Genomic DNA, 18,137 nt, shown 5'->3' on the forward strand with positions numbered 1-18,137 from the left:
TTCCCTTTCTTCTATAGGTTTTCCTTCCAGCCGATATAAGAAGCCATGCGCCCGGTAGTTCCTTGTATTCCGGCTTCCTTGCGATGAGAGAAAAACAAGTCTGTTCTGCAGCTTGTACACCAATTCGTGGCTAAAATATTCCCGGAAGAAATTCCTGCTTCGAGCAATATCGCTGTGTTCAGTTGACGAAGGTCCAGCATATACCGATCCACTGTGGCGGAGATCACTGCTTTTTCCCAATTGCCTGCACAAGTGCGTACCTGCGTCATGATTCGCTCATCAACTTCATAGCAACAGCCGCCAATGGATGGGCCAATTGCGACGAGAATGTCCTCTGGCTTTGCTTGATAGTGCTTCGTCATTGCCTTCACCATTTCCTCGGCAATACGGCCCACTGTCCCCTTCCAGCCTGCGTGTGCAAGTCCGATTGCACCTGATTGGGGGGCTAGAAAATAGAGGGGAACACAATCCGCGTAAAACGAGGTCAGCATGACTCCTTTTTCAAGAGTAAACAAACCATCTGTTGCAGATATGACGTCCTCCAGACTTTCTTTTCCCGCACCACCTGCTGTAACCTGGCATACCTGATTACCATGCACTTGATCGGCGCATGTCCACGCCGAAAATGACATCCCGACTTGTTCTGCCAGCTTGCGTCTATTGGCTACCACGTTCGCAGATTCATCACCCACATGCAGCCCCATATTAAAAGACCCGTACGGTTGTTCACTTTCCCCGCCTGAGCGAATAGTAAACCCCGCCACTAATCCAGGAAATTGTTGCTCCCACTCTGTTAACGATAAGATTGACTTATCCTCTACCCTGACAAATGGTTCTCTCATGTTGTCACCTTCCTCATATGGCTAATCATACCATAGCCGAAAAGAAAAGAAAGGCTATCCGTGCCTTTCTCCCTTTACTCCGTTAGTATTCATCTCCACCTGAAGTTTTTACTTCAACTTTAAGTGCTTCTTCCATCCGAACAAGCACCACATCTTTCCCGATCTTCACAATATTGCGCCAAGGAATGACGTAATCGTTCCCGGCAGAAAAGAAGCCGAGAAACTTGCCTGGTCCCGGTACGACGATAGCCTCTACGCGCCCGTGACGCAGATCGATCTCCAAATCTGAAATTTGCCCAAGCCGTTTCCCATCAAGAATATTCACCACTTCTTTGGTCTGGAAGTCAGAGATTTTTACCATTCTTCCTCACCTTCTTTTCTCCGTTACTTACAGTATATGAGTCCAAAGAGGAATATGTCCGCTTCTTTGCCAAAAAGTAAGTCGATTGAAAACGAATGCTTCCGCTCGTACAAAAAACCCGAACGGTACAAGACCGCCGGGTCACCTATGTGGTTTCTCATTACGATTGAACGTGCTTTTGCATATGGGCAATTGCCGCTTTTTCTAATCGGGAGACCTGTGCCTGTGAAATACCGATTTCCTCTGCTACTTCCATCTGCGTTTTTCCTTCGTAAAAGCGCATGGATAATATCATTTTTTCTCGGTCACCTAGCCGCTGCATTCCCTCACGAAGCGCAATTTCCTCGACCCACGTGACATCTTTGTTCTTCTCGTCACTAATCTGATCCATGACGTAAATCGGATCGCCACCATCCTGATAAATCGGTTCAAACAATGAAACCGGATCCTGGATCGCATCGAGTGCAAACACGACATCTTCTTTGGCTACGTTCAATTCCTGAGAAATCTCGATAATGGTAGGCTCTCGCGAATGTTTGTTGGTCAGATTGTCACGCACCTGCAAGGCCTTGTACGCGATATCTCGCAAAGAACGGGAAACGCGAATCGGATTGTTGTCCCGTAAATAGCGTCGAATTTCTCCGATGATCATTGGTACGGCATACGTGGAAAACTTCACATTTTGCCCGAGATCAAAGTTGTCGATCGCTTTCATCAACCCGATGCAGCCCACTTGAAACAAGTCATCCACGAACTCCCCGCGATTGTTGAACCGTTGGATTACGCTCAGCACCAGTCGCAAGTTGCCGTTGACCAGCTTTTCGCGGGCTGCCAACTCCCCACTTTGCAGGCGCTCAAACAATTCCCGCATCTCTTTGTTTGTCAACACCGGAAGCTTGGAGGTATCTACCCCGCATATCTCTACCTTATTGCGCGTCACGTCTTTCCCTCCTCGAAGCAAGAAAAAAGTCCCTAACCCGGTTGTCTTGAAAGGCCGCGTAACTGACGCGTAGCCGACCAAGAAGGTGGCAAAAACCACCATCTGTTTCGGTTTAGGAACAGTATCCCCCCAAGCTGGGAAAATATGCGTTAGACCATCTTGTTGAATTCTTTTCGCAACCGTTTTATAATTCGCTTTTCCAAACGGGAAATATACGACTGTGAGATACCCAACAAATCCGCAACATCCTTTTGTGTCTTTTCCTCTTCTCCTGCTAAGCCAAAGCGCAGCTCCATGATAATTCTCTCGCGGTCAGACAGTTTATCCAGTGCTTTTTTCAGCAGCTTTCGATCCACTTGGTCCTCGATGTTTTTATAGATCGTGTCATTCTCCGTACCCAAAACATCTGAGAGCAACAGCTCATTGCCGTCCCAGTCAATGTTAAGCGGTTCATCAAAAGATACCTCTGAGCGAATTTTATTATTGCGGCGAAGATACATGAGGATTTCGTTTTCAATACAACGAGAAGCATATGTTGCCAGCTTGATGTTCTTGTCTGGATCAAAGGTATTCACTGCCTTGATCAAGCCGATGGTGCCAATGCTGACCAAGTCCTCAATGTTAATTCCCGTATTCTCAAACTTGCGGGCGATGTAAACGACCAGACGAAGATTGCGTTCAATCAACATACCGCGGACAGCCGGATCACCGGACGGAAGTCGTCCGAGCAGCAGCTCCTCTTCTTCTCTGGTCAACGGTGGAGGCAATGCTTCACTCCCGCCAATATAATAGACTTCTTCGGCGCGTACACCAAGCCAGAGCAAGATTCGGTACCAGGTCAACTGGAGTTGTAGGCGAAGTTTTACATACATGATTAGCCCTCCTGTTTGAGAATAAAGGTTGATTCTTCCGCTTCATAAGTTTCCATCATGGCTGGGTGCACGATGGCCTGATACTTACCGTCAGCGGCCAATGGGATGGGGTTAAGCCCGATCAGCACCCGTTCTGTTTCAAAACGAATCCCATCTTGCACGACCATGACATGGTCTGGTTTGATTGCGAGTAAAAAATCCATCCCTCTTGACACGCTGCGATACGGGATCAAGCGTACCCGCGACTGCCATTCCAGCGGCAGCTGGTCCCAAGATCCGTCCAGCTTCTCCCACACTCCACCGTTTTCATCGGCTTGTCGGAGAAGCGACGGCGGAAGCAAATGTGCGAACATGCGATTTTCCATTATCATGACGGGTATGCGTGTAATCGGTTCGTGGAGTTGGTTTCCTGTATCCACAAGTCCACGGCAAATGACTTTTTCCCTTGCTAACGTAACGACGACATCAACGAGAAAGGTTTCGATTCTTCGCGGCTCCTGAATCGCGCGATAACTCCTTTTCCCGAGGAAAAAGACCAGGATAAACCCAATCAAAACAATCCCCAAAGTAGGCTTGAACCCAACGCCAAATCCATCATTATGCGTGACAACCAGTCCATTTACAATTTCACTCTGCGGTGCCAAAAAATACTGTAGCCCAAGCACTCCTCCTCCGAACACAAATGCGACAAAGTAAAAAATGATCAAGTTTTGCGCAAAAGACAACAACCTCCTGTTCCCAAAAGCAATCCACAGCATGATGACAGAAAAGAGCAGTTTGACCCACCATTGATACATCGGAGAAAACATAGGAAAAAAGAAAAAGACCAGATACGCGGAGCCAAACAGGGAGGCAAGTATCATTCTCCACCACACCATGCGCTCTTTACGAAAATAAGCAGTAAACCAGAGTAACAAGGTATCAACAGCCACATTCAGGAGTAGAATGATATCAAGATACACAACCACTTGCTTTCCCCCTCATCTTCTGACCGACTTGGCAGCAAGCATGTGTCCTAGCAAAAATGGTAAATAGTAGGACGACTTCTATCAGTAAAAGCAGTATATATCAATGTGTATGTAAAGTCTGTCAATTCTTGACGGTGTTTTTTTGGTTTTTTTGTCTAACATTTTTCATCCAATCAACGAAAAAAAGCCTTGTCCCCACTGACGGGAACAAGGCTTTTGACAGTCGTTTTTCGCTTTAGTTTTTGTTGCGGCGGCGATTGCGCAGGAATGCCGGAATATCCAGATTATCCAGGTTGCCCATGGAGAAGAAGGACTTGTCTTCCTCTTCTTCCTTCGCTCGGCTGTTATTCGTATTGGAAACTGGTGTCGGACGATTGCCAGGCGTATTGACCGCCTGTTGTTGACGGCGAGGGGCTTCCGGAGCCCGTTGAGCATGCTCGAAGCCTGTGGCAATAACTGTCACGACCAATTCATTCTTTAATTCCTCGTTAATCACAGCACCGAAAATCATATTCACATCTGGGTCCGATGCGGAAGCCACGATGTCTGCTGCTTCGTTTACTTCGTACAAGCTCAGGTTGGTACCGCCTGTAATGTTCATGAGAACACCGCGTGCACCATCAATGGAAGTCTCGAGAAGTGGGCTGGAAATAGCACGGCGAGCAGCTTCAGCCGCACGATTCTCCCCGCTGCTTACACCGATTCCCATGAGAGCCGAACCACGCTCAGTCATGATCGTCTTCACGTCAGCGAAGTCCAGGTTGATCAAGCCAGGTGTTGCAATCAAATCGGAAATACCTTGAACCCCTTGACGAAGAACGTTGTCAACTTCGCGGAATGCTTCGAGCATTGGCGTATTCTTATCAACGATTTCCAAAAGACGATCGTTAGGAATCACGATCAGTGTATCTACTTTTTCTTTCAAAGCAGAGATACCGATTTCACCGTGCTGGGAACGTCTGCGGCCTTCAAAGGAGAACGGACGGGTTACTACACCAACTGTAAGAGCACCCATCTCCTTGGCGATCTCTGCAACAACAGGTGCTGCCCCTGTACCCGTACCACCGCCCATACCAGCCGTTACGAATACCATATCAGCTCCACGCAGAGCGTTCTCGATCAAATCACGACTTTCTTCCGCTGCTTTTTTACCGATCTCGGGATTCGCACCTGCTCCCAATCCACGTGTCAGCTTTTCACCAATTTGCAGCTTCATATCGGCATTAGAGAGTTGGAGTGCTTGCGCGTCCGTGTTCAAGGTGATGAACTCTACACCTTTCAACCCTCCTGCGATCATGCGGTTTACTGCGTTACTACCGCCGCCGCCGCAACCAATAACTTTAATTCGTGCAAAGGATTCCATATCCATATCAAATTCCAGCATATTGCTAGTCCTCCCCAATTCAACATAAGAAAACTTCGTGGCTACAGAAGCCTGTCAACTAAACACAATGGAACGAATCGAAACCCGTCTTCGTCATTGTAGTTAAGCTCGATAAAGCGAACTCCATTAAATAAATTCGCTAAACCAGTTTTTTACTTTTTCCATCAAACCGCCGCCTTCTGCTTTTGGCTTAGACGAAACAGTTTGCTTCTGAGTGCCCTTGAATGAGGGGGTGACGCGAATGCTGCGGCGCTCCATCAACTGCAAGGCATATTGAATCAAACCTACCCCGGTGGTGTAGGCAGGATCTCGCACTCCGATGTAATCTGGAATCGCAATTCGAACAGGTGCGTCCAATTCTTCTTTTGCCAATTCCAACATGCCCGGCATAGCTACGGTACCACCCGTAAGAACATAGCCACCTGCAATTTCGTCGCGATAGCCCAATTTGTATACAGCATCCTCGACTAATTGGAATATTTCCGCAGCGCGCGGCTCGATAATATTGGCCAAATCCACTTGCGTAAATTGCTTTTCGACTTCACTGCCAATCCGGTTCACCTTGAACTTCACATCTTCGGATGCTTCGTCAATTAGGGCACAGCCGTTTTTGGTTTTCACACGATCTGCCACATCTGTATGCGTTCGCAGTCCGAGTGAAATATCGCTCGTAATGTGGTCGCCACCGATGCCGATCACGGTGGTCGCTGCCAGTTTCCCCTGCTCGAATACACCGATCGTGGTAGAACCCGCACCGATGTCGACAAGAACGACACCCATATTTTTGTCATCTTTGGATAGAGCAACAGTGCTAGCCGCAAGCGGTTGCAAGAATATTCCAGCTACACGCAGATTGGTTCGTTGAGCACAGCGAACGATGTTATGTACGACCGTTTTCAACCCGGTCACAATGGTCCCTTCCATTTCCAGTCGGACACCAATCATCCCACGCGGGTCCTTAATACTCCCTTGTCCATCAACGATGTACTCCTTTGGGACTACCTCGATGATTTCACGGTCTGGAGGAATAGCCACGACCTTCGCTGCCTGAATTACGCGTTGAATATCTTCTTCTCGTATCTCACGGTCTTCGCTGGATACAGCGACAACCCCTTGGGTTTCATGCAGATCGATATGGTTTCCAGTGATCCCTACATACACTTCTTCGATTGAAACGCCAACCATGCGCTCTGCATGATCAACCGCTTCCCGGATGGCATGCACGGTTTGGTCGATGTCTACAATCACGCCCTTCTTGATGCCTTCTGAGTGTGATTGTCCGACGCCGATGATGTTGATGGAACCATTGTTGATCTCGCCAATCATGACGCGTACTTTGGATGTTCCAATGTCTAGGCTGACTATGAATTCATTGCTTACCAAACCTGTGACACCTCCCCTGCTACGTCTTTTTTCTTGCTAAAGTGAGAACACCTGCATAAATTATTCCACACAGGACAACCATTCCCTTTTTTTCTTATTGATTTTTTGTAAAAAAATGACCATCTTCCCATTTTTCTTCGCGTTATTCTTGCTGATTGATCCATTTGGATAGAACAATTCTCCTAATGACAGCGAGATTGTTGAACAACCGGACCCCGAAAGCCACGATCGCAGCCAAATACAGATCAATCCCCAAGAACCCTCCAATGAAGGCCAAGCCTGCTGCAAAAAGTGTGTTGAAAAAGAATCCGGACATGAAAATACGAACGTTAAAAGTACGCTCTAAAAACGAACGAATCCCCCCAAAGATCGTATCCAATCCAGCCAAGAGGGCTATTGATAGATAGCTGCTATACTCCTGGGGCACACGCCAATCCAGCAGGAAGCCGACAACAAGACCGACAATCAGTCCGATAAGCGGGAGCCACATGGTTACGAATCTCCTTTTTGTTTCACAGGTTTCATAAATTGAATGACACGTGTTTCGTTATTCGCTGAAATCATCAGCTTGTCCCGTTTTTCTGCCAGCACCTTTTTATTCGCCAGCTGGAAGTTCTCCTCTACACCCTCCAGCTTCAATGCGGACAACAATACTTCAGGCTCCCCCAATGCTTTTATCTCATACGGAGCCCTAATCGTCCTGGTATCGATCTGGATGACGTCTCCCACATTGCGGATCGCAGTGGTAGCAATCAGTCGATGGCCATTAATGGAAACAGCTTGTGCTCCGTTTGCAAACAGGATATTTACCAACCAGCGCAAATCTTCATCGTCAATCGTATAGTCTCCTACAACAGGCACAGGCATATGTTCATCCAAAACTGGTTCTTCAGGCTTATGGGCATCGACAACATCAATAACGATGCCTTCTCCCTCCATCCCTACCATACCAGCCATCCGGCGAGTCCGTGCCAACTCCTCTTTCATAACGGAGATACTTTCATCTTCACTGAGTGAGGTTTCGTATTGGTAGTACAGCTGATTATACTTTGAAATGTCTGCGAGCAGGTTTTTGTGTTTCTCCAGTTCTTTTTGCAACGTGGTCCGAAGTTCCGCGATGCTGCGAGACTCTTTATGAACAGGATGAAGACTGCTTCGTAATTGCACAGTCAACATCACACCTATGATAGCACTAATGATGGCAAGAATAAATGTGATTTTACGGCTTTTTTGTAACATAGGTAAACGCATCCTTTTATTTAGGAGTGTTTCGTTTTCGCGTCACCAACAAAGGCAGGCAGTTCAACCTTCTCTTTTTTGGCTACGCTTATTTGGACAAAGTCTTGCAAGGAGTGCAAAACACCTCCCGGCAAGTTCAAAGCACTGTCTAGTGTGTCGGGATTCCCTATCGCTGTTACTACGAACGGAGCGGCCGACTTGATGCCGTTTACGATGATCGTAGGTCCAATGCAACGAATCTCGGAATTGCTCACCACACGCTGCCCATTAATGCTGATGGCCTCTGCTCCTGCTGCACGCAGTTCATTTACGACCAGACGTACATCCTGCTCATGCACGATGTAGTTCGCGATGTCTGCGCTGTTCGCTGCATTCTGGCTATCCTGCATCGTTATGACGATACCCGGTCCTTCGACAGCCACTACCCCTGCCAACATCCGCGCTGCATCCAGTTGACTGAGTGTATCAGCAGCCTCCGATTTGCGCTCCGCCATCGCCTCTTCCACTTTTCCCACCTGACGCTGCAAATCGAGCAGTTGACTTTCCAGATGCCGATTTTGCTCCTTCTCAGCCAAAATCCGATCATTCAATTGCGTTTCCTGTTGGAACAGCTGATCATTCATCCGTTCTTTGCGCGTAAGCTTGTTCGTTTCGAAGGAAGTGGCCACTAGAAAGCCGGTAGAAAACGTCACGATGGTTAAATACAAATGAAATTTGCGACGACGACTCATTGTCTACTTTCCCCTTTTTCATTTACTGCTGTGGCTGTTCTTGCCCTTCCTGTATCGGAATAGCCCCTTGAGCCCCGTAAGGAATAAACCACGGCTGCTCAAACAAGGAGAGCACCCCTTTTGTATCTGGCGGCAATTCTTTCACGATTGCCGGGTACCAGTTCATCATCTTGTCCAGCTTGTAGATGACGCTTCTTACTTCATTCCCATCGCGCATGTACAGCGTTACGCGTTGTTTGTCGTAAACCGTTGGCGTCAGTGTAATATCCGAAATCTCCGCGAGTACATCTGGTGATAATTTCGATAACGACTTGGCGAGATGGGGAAGGAGCTCAGGTGAGGCCCAGGAGCTAATCAATGGCCTGTCCACTACACGCTTGGCGAAATTAACCTGTTTGAGCACATAGCCATTGTCCAGTAAGGCATAGCGGCTTCCGTCCTGCCCACTCCAAAAAGCGACGCGCTTTTGTTCGGTGATATGTAGTGTGATCAATCCGGGAAAAGAGCGGCTCACCGTCACATCTTTAATGGCCTCTAATGGTTTCAGGTTATTTCGTACACTGTTCTCCCATACGTTTAAAAACTGCATGTCCTTCACTAAGCCGGATTGAGCAACGATTTGCTCCGTCGTATAAATATCATTGCCAGTCACTCGAATCTCTTGCACCTTACTGTAAGGGGAACGGATAAAAACGATGATGAGAATGGTAAGAAAAAACAATACCAGCAGAAAGACCAGCTTGCGGTTGCCCCTTCTTCTGGGGCGTTGTTGCTTGACTTGCGGAATGCGTTCCTCATATACCGCCATGGCCGTACCCTTCCTCTTGTTTTTTAGGCTCATTGCCCAGAGCAAAGTAAATTACTGGATGTCTTTCGAATAAATGTCATTCAACAAAACAGGGAAAGCGGCATAACATTATGCCGCCCACTCTCCCTCGGTTACATCGATACTCGTGATATATCGGCTCCTAATTGACGCAACTGCTCTTCCAGCCGATCGTATCCACGATCGATATGATGGATCTGGTTCACCGTGGTAATACCTTCTGCAGCAAGCCCTGCGAGGACTAAGGCAGCACCTGCTCGAAGATCAGTAGCTTCGACATTCGTAGCGGTCAATTTGTTGACACCCCGAATAATTGCGGAGCCAAGATCTACGTATATAGAGGCGCCCATTCGCGCCAATTCATTCACATGTTTGAATCTTCCTTCAAAAATGGTCTCTTTGATGACACTCGTTCCCCTTGCCTGTGACAGAAACACCATCAGCTGCGCCTGCAAATCAGTCGGAAACCCAGGATACGGCGAGGTAATGATCCGGTCGTAGGCACGTGGACGGGACGTGCTTTTGATTTCCATTATATCATGGCGGGTCTTGATTTCAACACCGCAGCTACGGGCGACCTCAATCAATGCCATCAATTGCTCAGGCAATGTATTGGTCAATTCGATATGTCCCTGTGAAATACCGACAGCCAACAGATAGGTTCCTGTCACAATCCTGTCCGGTATGATCCGGTAACTGACGGAACGCAAACGAGGTACACCACTGATCTCAATCGTATCGGTGCCTGCCCCTCTAATTCGCGCTCCCATTGCATTCAGGAAATTCTGGAGGTCGATGATTTCCGGTTCTCGTGCTGCATTACAAATTCGAGTTGTGCCTTTTGCCAGCACAGCCGCCATCATGATATTTTCCGTCGCGCCCACACTGGGAAAGGAAAGAAAGATATTGGACCCACGCAATTGTTTGGCCCGAAATGTAATGTAGCCTTCCGATTCTTCGATTTTGGCTCCCAGCGCAGTCAATCCAGCCAAATGCAAGTCAATCCTGCGCTCTCCAATGTCACATCCACCTGGTCTGGAAATCGTGACCTCACCCAGCCGTGCGAGGAGTGGTCCCGCCAAAAAAATCGAAGATCGCATTTGGCTCATTAAATCATCCGGCACCTGCGGGACACAGACAGACGTTGTATCCAGATCGACACATCCGTCCTCATGCTTCGTATTCGCCCCAAGCAACGTCAAAATTTCGAGCATGACTTTAATGTCTTTTAGATGGGGGACGTCATAGATATAGAATTGCCCTTCCGCGAGGACTGCAGCGGCAAGAATGGGAAGAGCAGCGTTCTTAGCACCTTGGATCCGAAGCGAACCGGACAGAGGTCTTCCGCCTTCGATCGCAAAAGTCTCCAAACTTTCACCTCCGTGTTACCCCTCGCCCACCACCAGGACTTCCGGATGCAGGTCTATCCCATTTTTCTCGAGAATGGTGCTCCGAACATGATTAATCAAGGTGAGGACGTCGGCAGCCGTTGCTCCTCCGCAATTCACGATGAAGTTGGAGTGTTTTTCTGAAACCTGAGCTCCTCCGATCTGATAGCCCTTCAGCCCAGCTGCTTCAATCAGGCGACCTGCGTGGTCATTCGGCGGATTTCGGAACACACTGCCAGCACACGGCATCTGCAGCGGCTGCGTATTGCGCCGTCGTTCCTTATTGGCAGCGAGTGTGGCGGCAATCTCCTTGCGGTCGCCCGTCCTCAATTGAAAACGGGCCTCTAGCACGATCCCTTTTTGCTTTTGCAAAAGAGAAGTCCGATAGCTAAAGCTCAGTTCTTCGTTACTCAACACTTTACTTTCGCCGTTTTCGAAAAGGATCTCGGCATCAATAAGAATACGTGAAAGATCAGATCCGTGTGCCCCCGCATTCATATAGACGGCGCCGCCTACCGTACCAGGAATCCCTCCTGCAAACTCCATACCTGTTAATCCCATCTTGCCTGTCTCCACCGCCAGGCGGATCATGGAATATCCGGCACCCACACACACCTCTTCGCCCCTGAACTCACAGTGGCTCAAGCCCTCGGCCACCTTAAGCACGGCTCCACGTATCCCTCTGTCCCTCACCAGAAGGTTTGAACCGCGCCCGATTACACTCCAAGGAATTTCATGACGATGGATGATCTGCAAGGCTTTTTGCAAGGATGCTTTATCCTTGGGTTGGATTAACAAATCAGCAGGACCCCCGATCCGCCACGTTGTATGATTAGCAAGGGGTTCATCGGTCCACACTTTGTCAATTCCTGCTTGCATGAGTTCATCTGCGATTTTTTTCATTTGTGAACCTCCTGATACGTTTGCTAGGTCGGACCTAGTCTTCTCACGTGTTTGCTCCATACTATGCGTTCGCCCAGATCGGCGTGACAATCGCCTATCTGATCATTTTTTTCGTGTAATCGCCTCTAATTGACGGACAATTTCCGTAGCTGCTTGCGGCATCCCCAAGGAAAGAGAACTATTTTTCATCTCTTCCCATTTAGCTGGATTGGCAAGAATATTTTCCAAGGAAAGTAGCAAGCTCTCTCCGGTAAGTTCCCGCTCTACGATAACATGAGCTGCCCCTGCGCGCTCCAATCCCCTTGCATTTTTCTCTTGATGATTGTTCGTGACATACGGGGACGGAATCAAGATCGAAGGCACACCTAGTGCCGTAATTTCTGCCAAGGTAGATGCCCCTGCGCGACCAACCAATACATAGGTCGCTGCCAAAACATCCGGCATATTATGGACGAACGGAAGCACAGAAATGTTACTTGGAAGTGTTGCCAATTCTCTAAGCTGTGCCGAAATTGTTTCATAATGAACGTCGCCCGTCACATATACAAAATGAGAATCGGCATATTTGCCCAACTGCGTAACAACCGAAAGCACCGCCTCATTGATTGCGCGGGCTCCCCTGCTGCCACCAAAGATCAGCACGATTTTTTTGCTATTGTCCACACCCAAAAAGCTACGCCCCGCCTCTGCATTACCATGCATGACTTCCGTTGCACGCGGATTTCCGGTCAGTACCGTTTTGGACGGGGGAAAATGGGCAAGCGATTCTTTGAACGAAACAGCCACCCGTGTAGCTGAGCGAGAAAGAAACTTGTTGGTCAAGCCTGGCACTACGTTTTGCTCATGGATCAGCGTTGGAATCCCCAAGCGAGAAGCTGCATATACGACTGGGCCACACACGTAGCCACCTGTACCAATTACGACATCCGGTTTGAATTCGCGCAGCATTTTCTTGGCATCACCAACAGCCCGGACGAATTTCCACAAGGTCTTCAGGTTGTCCAACGAAAGCTTGCGTTTCAATCCGCTAATTTCTACGGATTGGAAAGGAATATTTGATCTCGGAACCAAACCTGCTTCCAAGCCTTTTTTACTGCCAATATACAAAAAGGCAGCCTGCGGATTTTGGCGGGAAACTTCCCTCGCCACCGCAAGCGCCGGATAAATATGTCCACCTGTGCCACCGCCCGTTAAGACGACACGCATACGTTCACACCCTTTTTTAGAAGGAGTAGCAATGAGCTGATGTACATTCCTATTGCGTACTCCTGTTGAGGTTTCTGTTATCGAGAAAAACGAGAGATGTTCAACAAGACACCTACACCTGTGAGCATCAGTGTCAATGATGAACCGCCGTAGCTTAAGAATGGCAACGTGATTCCTGTCACCGGAAACATCCCTGTTACAACACCAATATTGATGACAACCTGGATGGCAATCATTCCAATGATTCCTAGCGCAAGCAGGCTTCCGAACAAATCCGGAGCCGTAATCGCCGTCCGCATTCCCCTCCACAACAAGAGGAGGAAAAGCAGGAGAATGAGCGTGCCTCCGATAAAGCCCAGCTCCTCCGCGACAATCGAGAAAATAAAATCATTGTAAGGCTCCGGCAAGTACAGATGCTTCTGTCTGCTTTGTCCAAGACCAAGACCCAACAAACCACCGGGACCTATTGCGTAAAGGGATTGGATGATTTGATAGCCGGTATTGAGCGGGTCAGACCACGGATCGAGGAAGGACGTAATCCTTTTGATTCGATAAGGAGCTGACAAAACCAATCCGATGAAGCCAACCACTCCGATCATTCCCAATCCGACAAAATGACTGACCCGCGCACCTGACGCAAAAATCATGACAACCGCTGTTCCCATCAAAACCGTCCCGGTGCCCAGGTCCGGTTGCAACATGATCAATCCAAAGCACAGAACCGGGATTCCCAAGGCAGGCATAAGACCTTTTCGGAACAAGACAATTTGCTTCTGATTATCTGAGAGCCACTTCGCGAGAAATGCAACAACGCCCAGTTTCGCAAATTCTCCTGGTTGAATTCCAAAAGCGCCAAATCCAAGCCAGCTTTTCGAGCCATTTACCTCGATCCCGATGATCAAAACAAGAATCAACAGACCGATGCTCGCCAAATATCCTGCCTTGGCCCATTGCTTCCACACCCAGTAATCAATATTCATTGTAATGTACATGGATGTAATCCCTAACAGAGCGAAGATCAGTTGCCGCTTGGCAAAGAAATACGGATCGGAAAACGGCGGCTTTTGCGCCACGATCGCGCTGGCGCTGTACACCATCACGATGCCAATTCCCAATAAAAAAAGTGTTGCAAAAATAATTACGAAGTCGGGGGCAGAGCGTACCTTGCTCATTGTGCCAGGTCATCCTTTCTCATGCCGTCCCGCTTTTGTCATATTCGTGATGGTACCAGTGGGACGTTATGCTAGGCTTGTTTTAAGTCTATGCACGCCGTCCTTAAACATGCTCCCCCTTGTCTCAAACGAAGGAAACATGTCCCAACTCGCACAAGCTGGGCTCAGTAAGACCACATCACCTGATTCAGCCAACCGGGAAGCAGCAAGAACGGCTTTTTCCACAGTATCGACATGGATACGCTCATTAATCCCTGCTTCCTGAGCACGTTCCAGTAAAATCGGAGCCGTTTGCCCGAGCGCGATGACTGCTTTTACCCGACCTTGGATCACAGGCAGCAGTTCCCGAAAATCAACGCCACGATCCAGCCCACCGCAAATCCATACGACCGGCTCCTTGCATGCTTGCAAGGCACGTGATGCCGCTTCGGGGTTGGTCGCTTTTGAATCGTTGAAGTATTTGACACCGCGAATCGAATCTACGAACTCCATCCGGTGCTCTACCCCTGGGAAGGTAGTAAGAACTTGTATAATCGATTGCTTGTCCGCGCCTGCGAGCTTCGCAACAAGAATCGCTGCCAGTGCGTTGTCCAGATGAGGAACGGTAATATCCGCTATTGCAATAATTGGCTCTGTATTCCCATTCCCATCCGCAAACAGGATCAAACCATCCTTGACAAAAGCACCCTTTGGCACCTCTTGACTCTTGCTAAAGTAGTAGATGGCTGCAGGGAGGTCTTTGCATTTTTCTACAATCTCTGGTTGGTCATATGGCAAAATAGCTGCGTCATCTGCCGTTTGGTTGGCAAACATTTTCAGTTTGGCTGCCAAATACTCTTCCATGGTGTGATGGTAATCCAGATGAGCAGGATACAGATTGAGTAAAACACCGATATGTGGGCGAAATTCCCTTGTCCCCATCAGTTGGAAGCTACTCAATTCGGCAACGAGCCATTCGTCGGGACCTGCTTCCTCTGCCAGACCGCACAACACGGTACCGATGTTGCCTCCTACCTTTGCATCCAGACCCGCTTCTTTGAAAATCAGTCCGACGAGCGTCGTAGTCGTCGTCTTGCCATTGGAGCCTGTTATGCCGATAATCGGTGCCTTGGCAATCTGGGAGGCCAGCTCCACCTCCGTCACAACAGGAATGCCTAGTGACTGCGCCTGTTTGACGGGTGCTGCTTCATACGGAATCCCCGGGTTTTTGACCACTAGGGATACGCCTTCATGAATCAGATCATCGGGGTGATAACCGCAAATGACCGGGATTCCCAACGCTTCCAGCTCTTCTATCCCCACCGCTTCTTCACGTGGCTTTTTATCATTTACGACGACATGAGCACCAAAGCGGTGTAGCAGTTTAGCCACTGCGACACCGCTCTTTGCCATACCAATAACGACGACATGCTTATTATGAAAACGCATCATCTGATTGTCACCACCTCAAGGTATACACCCAATCCAGCAAAGAACATACCGACGAGCCAGAACGTGACAACCACGCGCCACTCTGACCAGCCTGTTAATTCAAAATGATGATGCAGGGGACTCATTCGGAAAATACGCTTTCCACGTGTCTTAAAGGAGACTACCTGCATAATGACAGAGAGCGTCTCAACAACGAATACCCCACCGATAATAGCCAAGAGCAATTCCGTCTTGGTCATGATTGCAATTCCCGCGAGCGCTCCGCCAAGTCCAAGTGAACCGGTATCACCCATGAACACGCGTGCCGGATGTGCATTGAAGACGAGGAAGCCAAGTAGCGCACCTACAACAGCCGCACTAAAAATAGCAGTGTCATAATCTTGGCCAAACCATGCGATGATCGCATAAGCACCAAAAGCAATGGCTCCCGTCCCTGCCAATAGTCCATCTACCCCATCTGTGATGTTAACAGCATTCGTTGTACCTACCAAGAGGAACAACAGGAACGGGAAGTAGAAATAGCCAAGCTCCAGCTTCCACGGTGTACCTGGCAGATGAATGGACGTGTCATGCCCCATCATGAGCAGCAAAATATAAGCGCCGATTGCCAAGACAATCTGACCAGCAAACTTCTGTTTGGCAGTCAACCCGAGGTTGCGTTTTTTCTTGATTTTGATGAAATCATCCAGAAACCCGATTAAACCGTATCCAAGAGTCACCAATAACAGGAAGTAAATTTCCATTTTCGCATTGGCAAACTTCAACACGGTAAATATGAGTGCCAAAAGAATGATGGTGCCTCCCATAGTGGGAGTTCCAGCCTTCTTATAATGGGATTGCGGTCCTTCCTCACGAATTGCCTGCCCAAATTTCAGGCGGCGAAGGAAGGGAATAAACAATGGGCCAATGAGTACGGCGATGAGAAACGCAGCGACGATCGTGACGATTAGGACGTTGTCAACGAACATGCCCGAGCCTCCTTTCTTTCGATGCAGTGTGTGGCATCTGTTTTATTCTTGGTTGTACCGGGCAATCGCTTCGCGCGCTACTTCACGGTCATCGAAGGGCAACACCTGGTCTTTAATAATTTGATACGTTTCGTGTCCTTTTCCGGCGATCAAGATCACATCGTCCGGCTTTGCGAGCGAAACAGCATGGGCAATGGCTTCGCGTCGGTCTGTTAGTGCCGTATAACGATCAGGTGCCACTTCCGACAAGCCTGCCAACATGTCATCGAGAATCGCCTGCGGCTCCTCCGAGCGTGGATTATCTGATGTTAAGACGGTCAGATCAGCATATTTCGTTGCAATTTGCGCCATGATTGGGCGTTTGGATCGATCCCTGTCGCCTCCGCAGCCAACAATGCAAAATACGTTGCCACGGGCAAATTCCTTGACAGTCATCAATGCATTTTCCAAGCTGTCTGGCGTGTGTGAGTAGTCGACGAGCACCGCAAACGGCTGACCAGCATCTACTGCTTCAAATCGCCCATTTACCCCTGCTACCGCTTCCAGGCTCGCTTTAATCTCTTCTAGTGGAATACCTTCTGCGAGTGTAACCGCGATGGCTGCCAAAGCGTTATACACATTGAACTTTCCCATCAGCTTCAAGTTCAGACGCGCACTGCCAGCAAAGCTTTCGACTGTAAAAGAAGTTCCTTTACTGGTGATTTCAATTTGTTTTGCCCTTACATCTGCAGGTTGATCAATGCCGTATGTAATGACTCGCGCCGGTGTAACGGTAGCATATAATTCGGACGCCTCATCATCCGCATTCAGTACAGCCGTTTTTAGACGGTCTGTGTCATAGCTGTTGCCGAGCTGGGAAAACAACAATGATTTGGCGTAGCGATAGTTTTCCATTGTTTTATGGTAGTCGAGGTGATCCTGGGTCAGGTTGGTGAAAACCGCTGTATGGATTTCGCAACCGCGGACTCTTCCCAGCTCCAGTGCATGAGAGGACACCTCAATAATCGCATAGTCTGTGTTTACATCGCACATGCGGCGAAAGCTTCTTTGCAAATCTATGGCATCTGGAGTCGTATTTTTGACTTCCTCCGTTACGTCTCCAATTCTCATATGGATCGTTCCGATTAAGCCTGTTTGCTTGCTTTGATCGCGCAAAATTTTGTCGATCAGATGCGTAGTGGTCGTCTTGCCATTTGTCCCCGTTACGCCAATGACTTTTACTTCTTTCGTAGGAGATCCGAAAATACGATCAGCCAGCATAGCCATTGCCCGCCGGGTATCCGGTACTTTGACAATAGTCGCTGGCACGTCCAGATCTTGTTCGGATAACACGGCGACGGCACCATTCTTCACCGCCTGGGCCGCGAACGTATGTCCATCCACGGTATATCCAGTCAGACAGACAAACAAGTAGCCGGGCTTTACCTGGCGCGAGTCTGCTGTCAAACCCGTAATCTCCATGCTGTCATCCCCCGAAACCGTTACTGGCAACAAAGGCATGAGCAGATCCCGTAGAAACATGA

At 48.6% G+C, this 18,137-nt stretch carries 18 protein-coding genes; all 18 read right to left on the reverse strand.

Going from position 1 to position 18,137, the window contains the following annotated elements:
• Positions 1 to 11: 11 nt before the first annotated feature.
• The 18 genes from pgeF to M3630_RS13485 all read right to left on the reverse strand — a co-directional run bounded on the left by pgeF (position 12) and on the right by M3630_RS13485 (position 18,135).
• Entirely contained in the window at positions 12 to 842 is an 831-nt protein-coding gene (gene pgeF, locus M3630_RS13400; RefSeq protein ID WP_251252421.1) for a peptidoglycan editing factor PgeF, read from the reverse strand.
• An 82-nt stretch (positions 843 to 924) separates the two neighbouring features.
• Positions 925 to 1,203, reverse strand: coding sequence for a YlmC/YmxH family sporulation protein (locus M3630_RS13405; protein WP_015892085.1), 279 nt, complete (start codon positions 1,201 to 1,203; stop codon positions 925 to 927).
• Between the two features lie 160 nt (positions 1,204 to 1,363).
• Complete coding sequence (gene sigG / locus M3630_RS13410) at positions 1,364 to 2,143, reverse strand: RNA polymerase sporulation sigma factor SigG (RefSeq protein WP_007717728.1); 780 nt, start codon at positions 2,141 to 2,143, stop codon at positions 1,364 to 1,366.
• Between the two features lie 149 nt (positions 2,144 to 2,292).
• Positions 2,293 to 3,015 (reverse strand): RNA polymerase sporulation sigma factor SigE, encoded by a 723-nt coding sequence (gene sigE / locus M3630_RS13415; protein ID WP_007717727.1) that lies wholly within the window; start codon positions 3,013 to 3,015, stop codon positions 2,293 to 2,295.
• A gap of 2 nt (positions 3,016 to 3,017) precedes the next feature.
• A complete protein-coding gene (gene spoIIGA / locus M3630_RS13420; RefSeq protein WP_251252422.1) occupies positions 3,018 to 3,983 on the reverse strand; it encodes a sigma-E processing peptidase SpoIIGA in 966 nt (321 codons plus the stop codon).
• A 235-nt stretch (positions 3,984 to 4,218) separates the two neighbouring features.
• Positions 4,219 to 5,367 carry a cell division protein FtsZ gene (gene ftsZ, locus M3630_RS13425; protein ID WP_106783052.1) on the reverse strand — a complete coding sequence of 383 codons (1,149 nt, stop codon included), beginning with the start codon at positions 5,365 to 5,367 and terminating at the stop codon, positions 4,219 to 4,221.
• A 126-nt stretch (positions 5,368 to 5,493) separates the two neighbouring features.
• Entirely contained in the window at positions 5,494 to 6,750 is a 1,257-nt protein-coding gene (gene ftsA / locus M3630_RS13430; protein ID WP_173608204.1) for a cell division protein FtsA, read from the reverse strand.
• Between the two features lie 142 nt (positions 6,751 to 6,892).
• Entirely contained in the window at positions 6,893 to 7,240 is a 348-nt protein-coding gene (locus tag M3630_RS13435; RefSeq protein WP_007717721.1) for a small basic family protein, read from the reverse strand.
• 2 nt (positions 7,241 to 7,242) lie between these two features.
• Complete coding sequence (locus tag M3630_RS13440; protein ID WP_251252423.1) at positions 7,243 to 7,989, reverse strand: DUF881 domain-containing protein; 747 nt, start codon at positions 7,987 to 7,989, stop codon at positions 7,243 to 7,245.
• Positions 7,990 to 8,009: 20 nt separating this feature from the next.
• Positions 8,010 to 8,720, reverse strand: coding sequence for a DUF881 domain-containing protein (locus M3630_RS13445; protein ID WP_173608206.1), 711 nt, complete (start codon positions 8,718 to 8,720; stop codon positions 8,010 to 8,012).
• A 22-nt stretch (positions 8,721 to 8,742) separates the two neighbouring features.
• Positions 8,743 to 9,528: a cell division protein FtsQ/DivIB gene (locus M3630_RS13450; protein WP_173608207.1), complete on the reverse strand. Its 786-nt coding sequence runs from the start codon at positions 9,526 to 9,528 to the stop codon at positions 8,743 to 8,745.
• A gap of 131 nt (positions 9,529 to 9,659) precedes the next feature.
• Positions 9,660 to 10,916: a UDP-N-acetylglucosamine 1-carboxyvinyltransferase gene (gene murA / locus M3630_RS13455; RefSeq protein WP_015892094.1), complete on the reverse strand. Its 1,257-nt coding sequence runs from the start codon at positions 10,914 to 10,916 to the stop codon at positions 9,660 to 9,662.
• 15 nt (positions 10,917 to 10,931) lie between these two features.
• Positions 10,932 to 11,837: a UDP-N-acetylmuramate dehydrogenase gene (murB, locus tag M3630_RS13460; protein ID WP_173608208.1), complete on the reverse strand. Its 906-nt coding sequence runs from the start codon at positions 11,835 to 11,837 to the stop codon at positions 10,932 to 10,934.
• Positions 11,838 to 11,939: 102 nt separating this feature from the next.
• Complete coding sequence (gene murG, locus M3630_RS13465) at positions 11,940 to 13,043, reverse strand: undecaprenyldiphospho-muramoylpentapeptide beta-N-acetylglucosaminyltransferase (protein WP_232773335.1); 1,104 nt, start codon at positions 13,041 to 13,043, stop codon at positions 11,940 to 11,942.
• A gap of 77 nt (positions 13,044 to 13,120) precedes the next feature.
• Positions 13,121 to 14,215: a stage V sporulation protein E gene (gene spoVE / locus M3630_RS13470; RefSeq protein ID WP_173608210.1), complete on the reverse strand. Its 1,095-nt coding sequence runs from the start codon at positions 14,213 to 14,215 to the stop codon at positions 13,121 to 13,123.
• 66 nt (positions 14,216 to 14,281) lie between these two features.
• Positions 14,282 to 15,646: a UDP-N-acetylmuramoyl-L-alanine--D-glutamate ligase gene (gene murD / locus M3630_RS13475; RefSeq protein ID WP_251252424.1), complete on the reverse strand. Its 1,365-nt coding sequence runs from the start codon at positions 15,644 to 15,646 to the stop codon at positions 14,282 to 14,284.
• Entirely contained in the window at positions 15,643 to 16,614 is a 972-nt protein-coding gene (gene mraY, locus M3630_RS13480) for a phospho-N-acetylmuramoyl-pentapeptide-transferase (RefSeq protein WP_007717699.1), read from the reverse strand. The genes murD and mraY overlap by 4 nt, the downstream gene beginning before the upstream one ends.
• 42 nt (positions 16,615 to 16,656) lie before the next feature.
• Positions 16,657 to 18,135 carry a UDP-N-acetylmuramoyl-L-alanyl-D-glutamate--2,6-diaminopimelate ligase gene (locus tag M3630_RS13485; protein ID WP_232773337.1) on the reverse strand — a complete coding sequence of 493 codons (1,479 nt, stop codon included), beginning with the start codon at positions 18,133 to 18,135 and terminating at the stop codon, positions 16,657 to 16,659.
• Positions 18,136 to 18,137 lie beyond the last annotated feature (2 nt).

It is taken from the genome of Brevibacillus sp. MER 51 (assembly GCF_023714195.1).
In the GTDB taxonomy this organism is placed as follows: domain Bacteria; phylum Bacillota; class Bacilli; order Brevibacillales; family Brevibacillaceae; genus Brevibacillus.